Genomic DNA, 15,645 nt, shown 5'->3' on the forward strand with positions numbered 1-15,645 from the left:
GGGACGAATAAGAACTCTAGCGCCGCCGACAACTTTATCGGCAGTTCAAACTAGCCCGGCAGCCGGCTGAAACAGAGAAACCGGACTCACCGACAAAGTAGCAGAAACCGTGGGGAACTGGTTCAAGTAACCACACAGAGAAAGAACACCATGCCTGCATACTACATATTCCTCATCACCCTCATCACCCTCCTCATCATCACCTGGACCCTCATGGCCAACAGCCGCAACCGCATCTGGGTCACCGCCCAACAAGGCATCGACCCCTTCGATATGTGGATCACCCTGGTACCCTACATAGGCCTCTCCCTCATAGGCATGCTTGGAGCAATCATCATTAATGATTTAGGGCTCCAAGACCGGGTAAACCACCCAGTATGGTTCTGGATATCCGCCGGATTCGGCATCACCTTCATAGGCTCCCTCGCCTTCGCCCTGCTCATGGGCCTCATCGGCGGACAAACCATCCCCTACTTAGGCTACCGACCCCACTGGTGGAAAGAACTCCGCGCCTACCGACTAGCCCACCTCAGCCACAAAGGCATCACCAGCACACACGATATAGCCAACATCGAAAACCTCTACATCGGCCTCCGCACCTGGCCCCTGCCCACCAACAACCCCCACGCACAAGACATCAACCCCCACACCAAACACACCACCCGCCCCATTAACACCAGCACCATGCTAGAAGGGCGTGAACTACCTCCCTACACCTACCCAACCGGCCCAGCACCAACCGCCTGCGAGATCGCTATCTGGGCCTTCAGCGTTGACTCTGATGCCGTATACCGTGAGTACTTCCCCAGCAAACCCCTTGACCGGCTACGCATCCGAGGCACCGTCACCGGGGACTTCACCTTCACCGGCCTTGCCCCAGAAGGCGCCATGCTCTGGCGAGCCGAACAGAAGTTTTTTGAGCAGGGACCCAAGCTCACCCCACCGATACTCGCATAGTTGATTTAGTGGTTGATCACCGCGGGATGTATCTGGTGCAGACCCCGGGTGAGGATTTCGCGCGTCGTCATGCCTGGGTTTTAGGTTTTACGGATATTAGTGTGGCGGATGTGGTTTTTGGGCAGGACGCTCAGGGCCAGGCTACGGTGACGTTTGGTGTTGCTGGGCGTGGTGGGTATGACCGTCCGGTGGTGTTTAGGGCTGATGAGTCTTGGGTGAATCGAGTCAAGATGAGGGTTGCTCGGTTTGAGAAGGCTATGGAGGTTCGTTCTTTTTCGGGTTGTTCTACTGTGAATAGGTATTGGATTGGCCGGCAGTTACCTTCGGCTTTGTCTTTTGAGATTTCGGCTCGTCCTGCTTTGGGTGAGTTGGAGTATTTCCATTCTATGTACGAGACGGAGGCGCAGATTGAGGTGATTAATGATCGTGCTCGCCGTGGGATGCGGTTGCGTGCTGGTGCGGATGGTCGGTTTGTTGAGGTGCCGGTGGAGCAGAAATCTTAGGATTTGGGTGCTCGGCGAGCGTATTTTGTTCCGAAAAAGGTAGGGGGTGCTGATGAAAAAGGTTTTTAACTATATACGGGAGAATTGGATTCTATATTGGATAATTTTCGTATTATTTGCTATGGCGATGACCCCTGTTAAACGGTACACGGATTCGCACTATACCCAGGAGATGACCTGTACCGTGAAGTCTGCCTCGACCGTCTGGCGTATGCGTGGTTCGGGAAAGATTAGTTCACCGAGTCCTGATTCGTCTGTTGTGACGGAGGAGTGTGGGACTTTGATGCTTTATCGTCCTGTGTTGGATGGTGTGGGTATGGAGGAGACGACGGATAGTTTGGTGGTGGGTAAGAAGTATATTTTTGTGGTGAATAAGTATCTTGTATTTGATAATTTCTATAATATTCAGGATATTAAGGAGGCTGATGGTTCTCCTGTGAATTTTGGATCTTCTGAATAGTTTTCTTGTGTGGGTTTGTAGCTAGAAATGACAGAGAGTAAGGCTGCGCTGTGTCTGGAGGGGGGAGCAGATGGAAAAGCGGAAGCTAACACGTAAAGAAATACTCTGTTACATTGGTTTCGGAATTTTTTGTTTGCCCTTTATCCTTTTTACGCCGTTTATGAATTATATGAATTCAAAGTATAGTGAGCCTAGAGAATGTACTGTTGAATCGGCTCGGTTTTCTAGAGGGGGTACCGGCACTAAGGTAGCTTCTAGTAAAAATGCGATAGCTGTAGAAACTACTGAGTGCGGATTAATTATCACCCCTAAAGTGGTTGGCGGCACTGATGATCTGTTGAAGAATATTGATTTGGTGAACCAGTATCAGGGGCAGAAGCTGGTTTTTATGATTGGTCCTTTGTCGTGGAATCCTGGGAATACTGCTGCGGAGTTTGTGATTATTCCGGAGAACACCCCGCAGTAGAATCAAAGTATGAACACCCCGAATAGCATCCGTACCGCTACAGCCGAAGACGTCCCCGAAATCATTCAACTCATCAAAGACCTCGCGGCCTACGAAAAAGAGCCTGAAAGCACTGTAAAAAATAAGGTCAGCACGCTCACGCAACAACTCTTCTGCGAGCACCCAGCAATTTTTGCGTACGTGCTTGAATCCCATACCCCTGGCCGCCGCATTGACGGTTTTGCCCTATGGTTCCTCAACTATTCAACGTGGGAAGGTAGCCACGGAATCTATCTTGAAGACCTCTACGTTCGCCCCGAAGCTCGGGGGTCTGGGGGCGGTAAAGCTCTACTCAAGAAACTTGCTGACACGGCGCATGAGCGTGGCTATAAGCGCCTTGACTGGGTAGTCCTTGATTGGAATGAGCCAGCCCGAAACTTCTATGAAAGTATTGGCGCAACCTACCAGTCCCAATGGTTGGGCTACCGTTTAGAAGGCTCAAGCCTCAGAGATTTCGCTACTTCCTAAACCCCTCTCTCCGGCTACTATCTAGTTCGGTTGCGCGGTAATAGGTCGGCGACTAGCCCATACCTGTAAGACCTTACCCGGGCAAGAACATGACGATTATGAACGGGGTGGGGGCACCCAACACACGAAATATTCGGTCACAGAAAGTAACGTGACGGTCGGTTCTTGCCCGTTGCCAGCGTGGTCTGTTTCACTGGTAGACAAATGATCATGAGACCCAGCGACAAGCTCTGGCTAGCTGGGCGGCACCCCTCTCCCGTAGCGGGGTGCCCCAGATGAAGATCAGGCAGTAATGCAAGTACGGCGCAACCAGGCGCCACCCTCTGATATAGGGCAGGGCGCCTTTTCCCTAGGTGCAAGGCCGTGTACGGGCGCAGGGGGTAGGACACGCTACCTGAGGAAAGGGCCACCCCAGCATGACCGAGAAAAAGCGCATCGTCGTCAACGCCTTTGATATGACCACCACCAGCCACCAGAGCTTCGGCCTATGGAGGCACCCGCGCTCACGAGCCGACGAGTACAACACCATCAAATACTGGACCGACCTCGCCAAGGTCTGCGAAAAGGGCCTCTTCGACGCGGTCTTCATCGCCGACGTTGTGGGCGTGTACGACGTCTACAAGGACTCCGTAGCCCCCGTCCTCAAAGACGGTGCCCAGGTCCCCGTAGGTGACCCCTTCCTCCAAATTTCAGCCATGGCCGCTGTCACCGAACACCTGGGCTTTGGCGTAACCGCCGCCGTAACCTACAACCAGCCCTACACCCTAGCCCGCGCCTACTCCACCCTGGACCACCTGACCGGCGGGCGCGTAGGCTTCAACGTGGTTACCTCCTACCTACAGTCCGCCGCTGAAAACCAGGGGCTCCCCGGCCAGATTGAGCACGACGAGCGCTACGAAATCGCCGAAGAGTTCTTGGACGTCTGCTACAAGCTCTGGGAAGGCTCCTGGGAAGATGACTCTGTTCTGCGCGACCGCGAAAACGGTATCTTTGCCGACCCCGCTAAGGTCCACCCCATCCTGCATAAGGGCAAGTACTTCCAGGTGCCGGGTATCGCCCTGACTGAGCCCTCCCCCCCAGCGCACCCCGGTTATCTTCCAGGCCGGTGCCTCTAGCCGCGGCCAGGCCTTCTCAGGCCAGCATGCTGAGGCTATCTTCATCACCGCCCTGCGCCCCCACCTGACCAAGGTACTGACCGAACGTATCCGCAACGAGGCGGAAAAGGCCGGTCGCAAGCGTGATGACGTCAAGATTCTTGCCATGCTCTCGGTTGTTGTCGATGAGACCGACGAGAAGGCTCAGGCCAAGTACGAGGAATACCTTGAGTACCAGAACCTTGAATCCTCCCAGGGCATCATCGGTGGCTGGAGCGGCCTGGACCTTGACCAGTTTGATGAGGACGAAGCACTCAAATACGTTCAGACCGAATCCATCCAGTCCTTCCTCACCCCCTTCACCCTGCAGGACAAGGAACGCGAGTGGACCCGCAAGGATATCGCCGAACACTGCGCCACCGGCGGTATGGGCGCGGTCCTGGTCGGCTCACCCCAGACCGTTGCCGACCAGCTCGAACACTGGATTGACGAGGGCGGCCTGGACGGTATCAACCTTGCCTACCACGTCTCACCCGGCTCCTTTGAGGACTTCGTAGACTTCGTGGTCCCCGAGCTACAGAAGCGCGGCCGCTACCGCACCTCCTACCAGGGCAGCACCCTGCGTGAGAGCCTCTTCGGCGAGGGCCACAAGCACGTCGATGAGCGCCACCCTGCCGCTAAGTACCGTGGGGCCTACGTGGGCAAGCCCTCTGCAGCAGATACCCCGGCCCGTGATTTCCTCAAACTGGCCCAGGAAGCCTACGATGCCGAAAACCAGTAGAGCATAACCGGCCTGTAACAGATGTGCGCCCCGCTCAAGCAGCGGGGGCGCGCAGTCTTTGGGCGGCAACAAACCGTACTTACGCTCAGCGCTACAGGCCTTATGCCAAAGATGCAGGAGTGATAGTGTCCCAAGACAGCACGTATATTCGTGCATCAGCATCAGGGAAGGAAACTAGAGCAATGCAAACCTTTATCGCAGGAGCCACAGGACGAGTCGCAGAAGTACTCATCAAGGAGCTGGTCGCCCAAGGGCACACGGTAGTAGCCGGTGCCCGGAGCCCCGAAAAAGTTCTACAGCTAGAGGGCGTCCACCCTGTACACCTGGACCTACACGCCGAGGTCGCCCCGCTCGCTGAACTGATCCAGGGCAGTGACGCGGTCTACTTCGTCGCCGGTTCTCGCGGCCAAGACCTGCTACAAACCGATGCTTTCGGCGCCGTGAAGCTCATGCAGGCCAGCGAAAAAGCTCGGATTAAGCGGTTCATTATGCTGAGCTCCATCTTCGCAACTGAACCCGAGAAATGGGCCGAGTCCGACCTCTCCAAGATCACCAACTACAACATCGCCAAGTTCTTTGCCGACAAGTGGCTCATCCACCACACAGGCCTCGACTACACCATCGTGCAGCCGGGCACACTGGTCGAAGCGGCAGAGGGGAGCGGCCGTATCCAGATTGGTGTTGAAAAGCCCCAGCCCAACACGATTCCCAATGTTGCCAAGGTTCTGGCAGAGGTTCTCGAAGCCAAAAATACTTACGGAACCATTATTCAGATGAGCGATGGGGATACTCCTATCGCAGATGCTATTCGCGCAATTGGGGCATAGGGTAGGCTTCTTCCTCTAGCCGGTGCGCCCGTTAGCACCCTTAACGCCAGCCCCGAGCCAGCTAACGGGCACACCGGCTACAGGGAGGGAGTAAGCTAGCACCCCTTAACGCCAGCCCCGAGCCAGCTAACGGGCACACCGGCTACAACACAACCCATAGCTGTTGCGCCAGCGTAAACATCCTCATCATAGCCCTGCCCATTCGTTCTAGCGTCTATTAATACTCAGAGATATTGTGCAAGATTTACCGAAATATCAAGGAAAGGGGACACCAAAAATTATAGCCTAGACGAGTTACACACAAACTGTTCAAAGGAAAACACATGGCTACCCCCCCGTTCATATTCAGCTCTGGTGTCAGCCCTGCTCATTGGCGCACTTGCCTTCACCGGTTGCGGCGCTAACCCCGAGAAAGCTCAAGAGGCTGCTGCTTCAGCCTCTGCATCAGTGGCTCAGGCCAATCTCAACGGTGTTCAGACCTTGGCAGATGACTACGCTACTGCCATGACCGACGTAGACCCCACCGCCTTAGAGAGCGCACTCTCCGCAGACGAACAAGCACGCTTCACAGAAATTTTTTCTGGCGCTGACCGGGACATCGAAACCGTTGCAGACCTAGAACAGTTTTTCTCTGAACTGAGCCCAGAAGATCAGGACCTTCTACGTAAAGTTGTGAGCTCAGATAGCCTCAAGATCCATGACCTGATTGACTACAGCGACATGGATGACAACAAAAAACTTACCCTGGACTTCTTGAACTTCATCCTGGTACTTGGGTTCACCATGGACGGTACAGAAATCAGCCTGGATAATAACAAAATCAACCTGGATGAGCTCAGCCTAGACGGAACCCAGGTGGAAATCCCCGTCAAAGCTCTTGCAGAGACCGATAGCGCAACAGAATCCATGAAGGACTTCTTCAACCACATCCCCGTTCGCTACGTCGATGGGGCCTGGAAGATTAACGGTAACAAGTACCTAGAAAAGATGGATTCAATTAGCTACGATTCCTAAGGTTTTCGGGAGGGCTTAAACCACCGCCACCTGGGCTATAACCCGGGTGGCGGTTTTCATGACTCCTGCGTGTGCAACAGAAAAGAGGCTAGAGCAGAGCGCTCCACAGACGGCACACGTTCTCCATGACCTTATAGCGCACCGGCCGGTAAATCCACTCATCGTAGCGCAACCGCTTGCAGTCAGCGATGTACTCCTGAGCGACCTGCTCCAGCTCCTTCACCATGGACGGGCTCACGATAAAAGTAGAGACCTCAAAGTTCAGCGCAAAAGAACGCGGATCCATATTAGAGGACCCAATAAAGGTCAGCTCATCATCAACAATCATGAACTTAGAATGCAGGACGGTAGGGCCGGGGTACTGCTGAATCTTAACCCCCGACCTCAAAAGCTCCTCATAGTAAGAACGCTGACCCATAATCGGCAGGAACTGATCCCCCTTCTCGCACACAATCAGGGTCACATCAATACCGGAGAGCGCCATGTTAGTCAGCGCCTGCAAGAGCGTTGACTCAGGCACAAAGTAGGGGGAGCAGATAATGATTCGCTCCTCAGCGTTATAAATCAGGTGGTTAATCAGGCGCAGATTATTTTCCGTTTCAAAACCCGGGCCAGACGGCACAATCTGGGCCAGCGGGCGCTGCGAGTCCTGGGTTGGGTCCTCATGAGCCTCAATATCTGCATCAATTTCGTTGAGCAAAAGCTCCTTAGTCTCCGCATACCAGTCCGACACAAAAACCGCGTTAAGCTCATGAACAACCGGTCCGGTGCAAAAGAAAGAAAGATCCTTCCACTCTAGGCCCTTTCTAAGATTCTTTGGGAGGTTATAGGTGCGATCAATAGCGTTCTGCGAACCCGTAAACGCCATCTCACCATCAATCACCACAATCTTGCGGTGATTACGCAGGTCAGGGCGCTGCCACTGGCCCTTCCAAGGCTTCAGAGGAAGCATCAAATGCCACGGAACCCCTGCCTGATTGAGTTTGCGCTGTAGTTCCTTCCACCTCGGGTACTTGCGGGAGCCAATATGATCGATGAGCACATGCACCGCAACCCCCCGCTGGTGCGCACGAATCAGAGCGTCCCAAAGCGGCTCCGTTGTAGCGTCCAGGCCGGTGATATAAAACTCGAAGTGAACATAGGTCCGTGCCCTATCAATATGCTCAGCAATCTCTAGTAGAGCCGCGTTATTATCGTGGCGCAACTCAAAGCTATTACCCCCAATAAGCGGCAGAGCACCCAGCTTGTAATTCAAATTAGCTGCCACACGGGCGGGCTCCGACAGGACGGGGCTCCCCAGAACCGCCTCATCACCCTCAATAGCATCCTTGATAATACTGTTCATCGTACGCTGACGGCTCAGCCGGTGCTTAGGCACCAGATTAGAACCAAAAACCAGGAAGGCAAGCAGACCCACATAAGGGATATAGAAGATAGCCATCAGCCAGCCCAGCGCCACCACAGGCTTACGGTTATAAGGCAACCAGAAAATAACGGTCAGACGAATCAAAATATCGATGACGACCAAAGAAACAGAAAGCCAGTCAGGGAGGTTCGCTAAATTAAGAAAAGGGAGGCTAAGATTCACCCTCCCAGTTTACCGGCTTGCCCACAGGTAGAGCCCCGCCAACCCACTACATAAGATAGGTAAGCCCCCGGGCCCTGCACTAGACTGATGGGGTGAACACACCCACCCCCGCAGAGAAGCCCACCCCGTCGGTTCGTCAACAGCGCCGTGAACGAACCCATGCAGCGATCCACCAAGCTGCCCTCAGCCTGGTGATAGACAAAGGCCTCAAAGGTACAACCACCGAAGAAATCGCAGAAAAAGCCCAGGTCAGCCCCCGAACCCTCTTTAACTACTTCGCCGGAAAAGAAGACGCCGTCCTCGGCCTGCGCGCCCCCGAACTCACCGATGAAATCCTCCAACGAGATCAGACCAGGGGAGACACCTACATTTTCGAGCGTATAGCTCACCTACTCATCGACATCCTGGTGCACTCAGTAGACGGCCCCACCTACCCCCAAATCAAAGAACTCCTGAGCACCTACCCCGAGCTCCGGTTCCGCATGAAAACACACCATCTCACCTGCGAGAACGTCCTAGCAGACTTCCTTCGAACCGTAGACTGGCAAACTTTCTCACAGCGCGGCCGCCGAGGCCCCATCATCTTCCGTACAGAAACGGACGCAAACCAGCACGGTGAACACATGGTTCAAGCCGCCATCTGCATCACCACAGCCATACTCCGCTACATCGACGTCACCCAGGGTATCCCAGTGGGCCCCCAACGCGATACCCTCATTAGAGAAGCCGTATCAACCTTCCGCTACCTACTCCGCGAAGACACACCAACAGGTCTGCCCTCACACGGCATACCCTAAACCCACCCCAGATCAAAGGAGAACCCCATGAAAATACTCGCCCCCACCTCCATTCGCCTCAACGAAGAGCTACTAGGCCTCACCACCGAGGACCAGCTCATCAGCTACGACCCCACCGCAAACATCTCCCCCGAGCACCACGACGCGGAAGTACTCATCGCCTGGGGCAACACCAACGACCAGCTCAAAAACGCCGCAACCAATCTCCACAAGGTAGAGCTGGTCCAGGCACTCCTCGCTGGCCCCGACCAGGCCCGCGCCGCAGGATTCCGCCCCGAAGCCGTCATTGCCTCTGGTAGCGGCCTCCACTCAAAAACCGTCGCAGAACACACCCTAGCGCTAACACTCAACTTCGTACGCTTCTTACCCACCCTGGCAGAACACCAGACCAAGAACTACTGGGCCGGCGAGCTAGGCGGCCCCCAGGAACTCCACCCCGCCAACCAGGTCACCACCCTGCTCGGCGCCAACGTCACCATCTGGGGCTTCGGCTCCATCGGCACCGCAACCGCCCGCCTCTTCGCGGCCTTCGGCGCCAACGTCACAGGTGTAGCCCGCAGCGCAGGGGAACGCGAAGGGTTCCCCGTCATCGCCACCGAAGACATCGACTCGGTTCTACCCACCACCGACATCCTGGTCATGATTCTGCCCAACTCAGAAGAAACCAAAAACTCGCTGGACGCCGCCCGCCTAGCCAAACTCCCCGAGCGCGCCTACGTAATCAATGTGGGTCGCGGCCCCACCGTTGACGATGCCGCCCTCATTGAAGCCCTCAACAGTGGTTCCATCGCGGGTGCCGCCATTGACGTCGTCGATCAGGAACCTCTGGACCCCGCCGACCCGCTCTGGGGAGCCAAGAACCTGGTCATCACCCCTCACTCCGCCGGTGGCCGCCCCGTTGAGCCGGAGCCCCTGATTGCCCAGAACCTGCAAGCTCTGCGCGACCAACGAGCAGATAAGACCGCTAACTGGCGCAACAGGATGAACTAGTTTTCTCTCCTTCTCTCGCTCAGCGCCCCGCTTAACGCCAGACCCGAGCCAACCAACGGTCACACAGTTCTACAGGCACCCGTAGGCGGCGCTCCCGTTAGCGCCCCTTAACGCCAGATCCGAGCCAGCTAACGGTCACACCGCCTATGGGTAGGTAGGGTACTGGCACCTCAAGACTTCAAAAAATAGGGCCGCCCCACCTGCAATAGGTGGGGCGGCCCCTTTGTCAGCTAGAGCGAACCCTAGTCGTCAACTTTGCCGTTCTCTTCCAGTAGCTTGGCGCGAAGCTCCCGGCGCTGGGCCTGAGCATCGGGATCAGGTAGGGGAACAGCAGCCAGCAGACGCTGAGTATAGGCCTGTTTGGGGTGGCGCAGGATCTGCTCACGCGTCCCCTGCTCTACAATCTCCCCTCGGCGCATGACCGCAATACGGTCGGCCAGAGCGTCAATAACAGCCAGGTCGTGGGTCACAAAGAGGCAGGCGAAGCCCATCTCCTGCTGAAGCTCCTGGAAGAGTTCCAGCACACGAGCCTGCACAGACACATCCAAGGCACTGGTCGGCTCATCGGCGATCAGGAGCTTAGGCTTGAGGGACAGCGCACGGGCAATACCCACACGCTGTTTCTGCCCGCCCGAGAGCTCATGCGGGTAACGGTTACGGTAAGAGCGGGGCAACTCAACCCGGTCGAGTAGCTCCTCAATCCGCTTCTGTAGAGCATCGCCCTTGGCCTCACCGGCCAGCATCATAGGCTCCCCAATAGATTCACCAATGGGCAGTCGGGGGTTCAAGGAAGAAGAAGGATCCTGGAAGACCATGCCAACATCCTTACGCACCTGGGCCAGGTCCTTACGGCTGGGTTTGCGCATATCAACACCACAAACGTTCAGCTCACCCTCGGCAACCTGCAAGAACCCCACGGTAGCGCGGCCAATGGTGGACTTACCGGAGCCGGACTCACCCACCAGACCCAGCACCTCACCGGCCCGGATCTGAAGGTTAGCGTCGGTAACCGCTCGGAAGGGACCAACCCGGCCCTGCTTGGGGTATTCCAGGGCAACGTTCTTAAGCTCCAGGATAACCTCACCATCTGCCTTGGGCGGGGGGAGTACCTGGTTGATGACAGCCGTTGGCGGGCGCTGGCCTTCAGCGGCATCGTCAATGGCTGCGTTCACATCAATCTCATCACCGCCCAGGTGGAGCACCGAGCCTAGCAGAGCCTTGGTGTACTCGTGCTGGGGGTTATTGAAGATATCGTGGATTTCACCGGTCTCCACAATCTCCCCTCGGCGCATAACCGCTACCCGGTCAGCCAGGTCAGCAACAACACCCATGTCGTGAGTAATCAGAATAATTGCTGAGTTGAGCTTCTTCTGCAAGTTACGCATGAGCTGAAGAATCTCAGCCTGCACGGTCACATCCAGTGCCGTAGTGGGCTCATCGGCAATCAGGAGCTTGGGGTTGGTGGACAGTGACTGGGCGATCATAGCGCGCTGGCGCTGCCCACCGGACATCTGGTGCGGGTAGGAATTAAAGGCCTTGACCGGGTCAGGCATCTCCACCAGCTCAAGCATTTTAAGAGCTTCGTCTTTAGCCTGAGCGGGTGAGATGTCCTTGTGAATTCGCAGGGTCTCAATAATCTGATCCCCCACGGTCATGACCGGGTTCATAGCGGTCATAGGTTCCTGGAAGATGACCGCGACCTCTTCACCGCGCACGCTGAGCAAGTCGGTATTAGAGAGCCCAATCAGTTCACGGCCGTTGAGCTTAACGGATCCAGTGACCCGGGCGTTCTTGGGGAGCAGGCCGATCATACCCATAGAGGAGACGGACTTACCGGAGCCTGATTCACCCACAATAGCGAGTACCTCACCGGCATGAACCTCGTAGCTGAGGTTAATGGCGGCGGGAACCCACTTGCGTTCGACACCGAAGTCGACGCTGAGGTCACGAACTTCAAGCACCGGGCTAGCGGTCTGCTGAGTTACTGGAGTATTCACTAGTTTTCCCAACTCTTAGGTTTGGTTAAGGAGTTTTATCTTGTAGAGCGGTTTTTATCTGAGAGAATCTAAAGACTATGAAGTCTCAGTATTTGCAGAACCCCCCGGTACGTTTTCGGACCAAGACAGCTGCCCTCTACACCTGGTGTGCGGGCCTTGTTGCTCTTAGCGTCCTGCTGGCTTTGGCCTACAGCGGCGGCCCCTTAGCCCTTCTCAAGCAGGGGTGGGGTGCACTGCTGATAGCCTACGCCATCTGGTACCTGCTGGGCCGCTCGGATGTCCTTGTTGACCAAGACGCAATTACCGTGCGCAACCCTTTTGTGAACCATACCGTTAACTACGCGGCCCTGATTGATATCTCGACCAGGTACCACCTGACCCTGGTGACAGCCACTAAGCGCTATCAGGCCTTCGGGGTGCCCGCCAGCGGTATGCTTGCCTCCCTCACGGCTCACCGTCAGGACTTACGCAATCTTCCCGCGATCACCTACGCTGTCGGCTCTGCTGTGCGGACTTCGGATTTACCGAACTCAGCGGCAGGCGCCCTGGCCCTGATGATTCGGGGCTACTGGCAGGAGCAGGTAGAAGACGGTGCCCTTGACGGTGTTGAGCCGGTTCAGATATCCACCCTTGATCTGCGGGGGATCCTCACCTGCGGCGCCCTGGTCTTCTTGACTGTGGTAGGGCTCTTCCTTTAGCTAGGAGGGGTCTGCTTTTCTCTATAGGTTTATGGGTGGCGGTGGCTGCTTGTTCAGCCACCGCCACGGTTCTCAAAGCTACCGGGGCTGGCTACTGAGCCTCAGATTTTACCAGTACCGGGCGTACCGGAACCGGGAGCGTCAGGGCCGACGGTCTCCGAGGGGCCTGAGCCCTGCTGGGTGAGCTCAGCATCCAGGCTGGTCCGTGCTAGGCCTGCCTCAGCCGGGGCTGTCTGACCGCTTACCCCCACACCGTTCTCCGCTGAGTGGGCGGTACGCTCGGTGGCTTTCTTGGGGTTGAACTTCTTCTGGCGAGGATCAAAGGCATCTCGCAGACCATCACCCACAAAGTTGATAGCCAGTGAGATTACTAGGATGAAAAGCCCGGGGAACCAGAAGAGCCAGGGGCGGGTTGAGAAAGCTGACTGGTTAGCTGAAATCAGTGACCCCAGCGACCAGTCCGGCGCTTTAATGCCGAAGCCCAGGTAGGAGAGGGCGGTTTCGGTTAGGATGGCCGTACTCATCATCAGGGACACATTCACGGTTACTACACCAATAGCGTTGGGCAGAATGTGCTTAAAGATGATCCGCAAATCAGAGGCTCCCGCTAGACGGGCGGCATCAACGAATTCGCGTTCACGCAGGGAGAGGAACTCGGCGCGCACCAGACGGGCCAGGGAAGCCCAGAAGAGCAAGCCCACCACTACACCGAACATGATGGTATTCCAAATACCGTTAAAGTAGCTACCGGCTAGCTTACCCAGTACGGCGGTCAGCAGGATCAGGGGGATGATGATCACCATGTCGGTAAAACGCATGATCAGGGTTTCAACCCAGCCCCGGTAGTAACCTGCCAGGCCCCCAAAGAGTACCCCCAGGAAGGCCGCGATGGCGGTAATGAGGGTAACCACTAAGAAGGTATTTTGAACACCGCGCATGGTCATGGCAAAGAGGTCGCGGCCGGTAGCGTCCTGGCCGAACCAGTGCTGGGCGTTAGGGGCGGCTCCGTTGACGGTGGGGTTCATTTCTGTGTAATTGTAGCCCCACCAACCGGGCACCGGGCCCACCCCAATGGAGGTGACAGCCAGTAACAGGATCAGCCCCAGGAGAACCAGGGAGATAACGGCACCGGTGTTCTGGCGGAAGCGCTTGCGGACAATCTGCCCCTGGGTTTTACCCACCGACTCCTGGGCCCGGATGTCCACGTTGGTCTCTAGGGCCCGCATAGCGGTGGTTTCGGTGGTGGGCTCTGCGACCGAGCCCTTGTTGGTGGTTTCGTTGGTGCTCATTATGCTTTCACCCTCACGCGCGGATCGAGTGCTGAGTAGAGAAGGTCAGCAACCAGGTTAAAGGTCAGTGCCATGATGCCTGTCAGCAAGAAGACACCCATGACGGGGTTAGGGTCCGTTTGGGCCAGCGCGTCCAAGAAGAGGGTACCCATACCCTTGAAAGCGAAGATGCGTTCGGTGATAGCTGCACCACCGATAATCGACCCAATATCCATAGCGATAATGGTTGCGAGGGGGATCAGCGCGTTGCGGAAGGCGTGCTTCATGACCACGGAACGTTCGGAGACACCCTTGGCGCGAGCTGTGCGGATGTAGTCCTGGTTCATGATCTCCAACATAGAGGCACGTGAGTACCTGGAGTACGATGCCAAGGAAATCAGCGTCAGGGCGATAGTGGGCAGGAGGATATGGGTCATGGTGTCAATCCCATGGATCCAGAAGTCACCCTGCAAGTTAGGGGTGGAGGCGTTAGCCGTTGGGATAGGGCGACCCTTGATACGGCCGCTGTTGAGGTAGCTGGGCCAGGCCTGCATGAAGCGGTCTGCGATAATCAGCAGCGCCATAGCTAGGCCGGTGAGCATACCCACACGGGCCCCCTGGCCCTTGTCGTAGCCACCCCAGACCAGGCCCAGAATGACACCCAGGGCCATAAAGGCTGCCGTGACGATGACGATCATCAGCAAGGTAGCTTGCGCCAGCAGACCTTGAATGGGGAAGTAGGCCACAAGACCGACTACCACCATGCTCAGGCCAGCTCCCAGGGCACGGCGGTTGCGCAGGCCGGAGACCAAAACGGTGAAGGTCAGGGCGGCAACCAGGCCCAGGGGAAGAATGAAGGGGATCCCCAGGAAGGGGGTCAGGAACCAGTGGGTGGCAGACACAAAGATGATGGCCCCAGCGGTTAGGGTGAAGCCCACCAGACCCATGAGGTAGCGGGTCTTTTGCTTGCCGAAGGAGGCCGCATACCAGAAGAGGCCGGCTAGGGCCGAGATCAGCAGGGTGGTGGGAATAGTTACCACGGGGTTTCGCAGGAAGTCGTTAAAACCAATGGCCAGGAATTCCTTGAGCAGAACTGCGATCCAGAAGGAGGGCAGGGAGAAGAAGAGAAAGCTGGCGAAAGTAACGGTGTAATCCAGCCCGGAGTACTGGCGCAGAGCCGAGACAATACCCAGGCAGACACCGATCAGGATAGCCAGAATTGTTGCGGCAAGCACCAGGGTCAGGGTCTGGTAGACGGCGTTAGAGAGCAACTGGGTGACCGGGGTGCCAGCCAGGTTCTGCCCGAAGTCACACTTACCGGCAAAGCAACCCAGCACACCACCTAGCCACTTGAAGTAACGCAGAGGGGCTGGGGTATCCAGGTCGAGGGCCGCAATGCGCTGGGCAATCAGGGCCTCTTTATTGGGGGAGGTGGAGACTCGTAGCTCTTCTAGGGGATCACCGGCAATAGCTACGAGGTTATAGATCAGAAAGGAGGCACCAAAGAGAATGAAAACCGCGGTAATCAAGCGCCTCACGGAGTACATGAGCATGATAGGTTCCTGGTGGGTTGGGGAGTTAGAGGTGCTGGGGTTGCCAGCCTAACTCAATAGCCAGAAGGCGCGGACGCTGCTTGAGCGTCCGCGCCGGGGAACAAGCTACAGGGCTAAGAAGTTCAGCCACTGTAGCGTGAGCTGA

At 56.3% G+C, this 15,645-nt stretch carries 14 protein-coding genes, 1 pseudogene and 1 riboswitch; of the genes and pseudogenes, 11 read left to right on the forward strand and 4 right to left on the reverse strand.

Annotated features, from left to right (window positions below):
• The first annotated feature begins 150 nt into the window (after positions 1-150).
• The 8 genes and pseudogenes from ACN082_RS08090 (at position 151) to ACN082_RS08125 (ending at position 6,609) form a co-directional block, all read left to right on the forward strand.
• Positions 151-957 carry a hypothetical protein gene (locus ACN082_RS08090; RefSeq protein ID WP_419100355.1) on the forward strand — a complete coding sequence of 269 codons (807 nt, stop codon included), beginning with the start codon at positions 151-153 and terminating at the stop codon, positions 955-957.
• An 8-nt stretch (positions 958-965) separates the two neighbouring features.
• Positions 966-1,460, forward strand: a complete 495-nt coding sequence (locus ACN082_RS08095) for a hypothetical protein (protein ID WP_419100356.1) — start codon at positions 966-968, stop codon at positions 1,458-1,460.
• A 52-nt stretch (positions 1,461-1,512) separates the two neighbouring features.
• Positions 1,513-1,920 (forward strand): hypothetical protein, encoded by a 408-nt coding sequence (locus ACN082_RS08100; RefSeq protein ID WP_419100357.1) that lies wholly within the window; start codon positions 1,513-1,515, stop codon positions 1,918-1,920.
• Positions 1,921-1,990: 70 nt separating this feature from the next.
• Positions 1,991-2,386 carry a hypothetical protein gene (locus ACN082_RS08105; RefSeq protein WP_419100358.1) on the forward strand — a complete coding sequence of 132 codons (396 nt, stop codon included), beginning with the start codon at positions 1,991-1,993 and terminating at the stop codon, positions 2,384-2,386.
• 9 nt (positions 2,387-2,395) lie between these two features.
• Complete coding sequence (locus tag ACN082_RS08110; protein WP_185173596.1) at positions 2,396-2,893, forward strand: GNAT family N-acetyltransferase; 498 nt, start codon at positions 2,396-2,398, stop codon at positions 2,891-2,893.
• A 206-nt stretch (positions 2,894-3,099) separates the two neighbouring features.
• A riboswitch (SAM riboswitch) is annotated at positions 3,100-3,200 on the forward strand.
• Between the two features lie 109 nt (positions 3,201-3,309).
• A pseudogene (locus tag ACN082_RS08115) lies at positions 3,310-4,768 on the forward strand (LLM class flavin-dependent oxidoreductase).
• A 182-nt stretch (positions 4,769-4,950) separates the two neighbouring features.
• On the forward strand, positions 4,951-5,595 hold the full coding sequence (locus ACN082_RS08120) for an SDR family oxidoreductase (RefSeq protein WP_419100359.1): 645 nt from the start codon (positions 4,951-4,953) through the stop codon (positions 5,593-5,595).
• A gap of 354 nt (positions 5,596-5,949) precedes the next feature.
• Positions 5,950-6,609 carry a hypothetical protein gene (locus tag ACN082_RS08125; RefSeq protein ID WP_419100360.1) on the forward strand — a complete coding sequence of 220 codons (660 nt, stop codon included), beginning with the start codon at positions 5,950-5,952 and terminating at the stop codon, positions 6,607-6,609.
• 88 nt (positions 6,610-6,697) lie between these two features.
• On the opposite strand, the gene cls is transcribed toward ACN082_RS08125, so the two are convergent.
• The gene (cls, locus tag ACN082_RS08130; RefSeq protein WP_419100361.1) at positions 6,698-8,197 is read right to left on the reverse strand and encodes a cardiolipin synthase; all 1,500 of its coding nucleotides are present in this window, start codon (positions 8,195-8,197) and stop codon (positions 6,698-6,700) included.
• A 92-nt stretch (positions 8,198-8,289) separates the two neighbouring features.
• Here cls and ACN082_RS08135 point away from each other — a divergent pair, with 92 nt between their 5' ends.
• Positions 8,290-8,994: a TetR/AcrR family transcriptional regulator gene (locus ACN082_RS08135; protein ID WP_419100362.1), complete on the forward strand. Its 705-nt coding sequence runs from the start codon at positions 8,290-8,292 to the stop codon at positions 8,992-8,994.
• Between the two features lie 27 nt (positions 8,995-9,021).
• Positions 9,022-9,984 carry an NAD(P)-dependent oxidoreductase gene (locus ACN082_RS08140; RefSeq protein WP_419100363.1) on the forward strand — a complete coding sequence of 321 codons (963 nt, stop codon included), beginning with the start codon at positions 9,022-9,024 and terminating at the stop codon, positions 9,982-9,984.
• 242 nt (positions 9,985-10,226) lie between these two features.
• Here ACN082_RS08140 and ACN082_RS08145 read toward each other — a convergent pair whose 3' ends face one another.
• Complete coding sequence (locus ACN082_RS08145) at positions 10,227-11,981, reverse strand: ABC transporter ATP-binding protein (RefSeq protein ID WP_419100364.1); 1,755 nt, start codon at positions 11,979-11,981, stop codon at positions 10,227-10,229.
• Positions 11,982-12,058: 77 nt separating this feature from the next.
• Here ACN082_RS08145 and ACN082_RS08150 point away from each other — a divergent pair, with 77 nt between their 5' ends.
• On the forward strand, positions 12,059-12,679 hold the full coding sequence (locus ACN082_RS08150; RefSeq protein WP_419100365.1) for a PH domain-containing protein: 621 nt from the start codon (positions 12,059-12,061) through the stop codon (positions 12,677-12,679).
• Positions 12,680-12,780: 101 nt separating this feature from the next.
• Here the strand turns inward: ACN082_RS08150 and ACN082_RS08155 are convergent, their stop codons facing one another.
• Positions 12,781-13,968 (reverse strand): ABC transporter permease, encoded by a 1,188-nt coding sequence (locus ACN082_RS08155; RefSeq protein ID WP_419100366.1) that lies wholly within the window; start codon positions 13,966-13,968, stop codon positions 12,781-12,783.
• Positions 13,968-15,500: an ABC transporter permease gene (locus ACN082_RS08160; protein ID WP_419100367.1), complete on the reverse strand. Its 1,533-nt coding sequence runs from the start codon at positions 15,498-15,500 to the stop codon at positions 13,968-13,970. The genes ACN082_RS08155 and ACN082_RS08160 overlap by 1 nt, the downstream gene beginning before the upstream one ends.
• Positions 15,501-15,645: the final 145 nt, after the last annotated feature.

The organism is Rothia sp. CCM 9417 (assembly GCF_048513575.1).
Classification (GTDB): domain Bacteria; phylum Actinomycetota; class Actinomycetes; order Actinomycetales; family Micrococcaceae; genus Rothia.

What these genes read in the sequence shown, in the direction of transcription:
- ACN082_RS08090 (WP_419100355.1), top strand. Translation starts at nt 151, where the DNA reads ATGCCTGCATACTACATATTCCTCATCACCCTCATCACCCTCCTCATC.
- ACN082_RS08100 (WP_419100357.1), top strand. Translation starts at nt 1,513, where the DNA reads ATGAAAAAGGTTTTTAACTATATACGGGAGAATTGGATTCTATATTGG.
- ACN082_RS08105 (WP_419100358.1), top strand. Translation starts at nt 1,991, where the DNA reads ATGGAAAAGCGGAAGCTAACACGTAAAGAAATACTCTGTTACATTGGT.
- ACN082_RS08110 (WP_185173596.1), top strand. Translation starts at nt 2,396, where the DNA reads ATGAACACCCCGAATAGCATCCGTACCGCTACAGCCGAAGACGTCCCC.
- ACN082_RS08120 (WP_419100359.1), top strand. Translation starts at nt 4,951, where the DNA reads ATGCAAACCTTTATCGCAGGAGCCACAGGACGAGTCGCAGAAGTACTC.
- ACN082_RS08140 (WP_419100363.1), top strand. Translation starts at nt 9,022, where the DNA reads ATGAAAATACTCGCCCCCACCTCCATTCGCCTCAACGAAGAGCTACTA.
- ACN082_RS08150 (WP_419100365.1), top strand. Translation starts at nt 12,059, where the DNA reads ATGAAGTCTCAGTATTTGCAGAACCCCCCGGTACGTTTTCGGACCAAG.
- ACN082_RS08155 (WP_419100366.1), bottom strand. Translation starts at nt 13,968, where the DNA reads ATGAGCACCAACGAAACCACCAACAAGGGCTCGGTCGCAGAGCCCACC.
- ACN082_RS08160 (WP_419100367.1), bottom strand. Translation starts at nt 15,500, where the DNA reads ATGCTCATGTACTCCGTGAGGCGCTTGATTACCGCGGTTTTCATTCTC.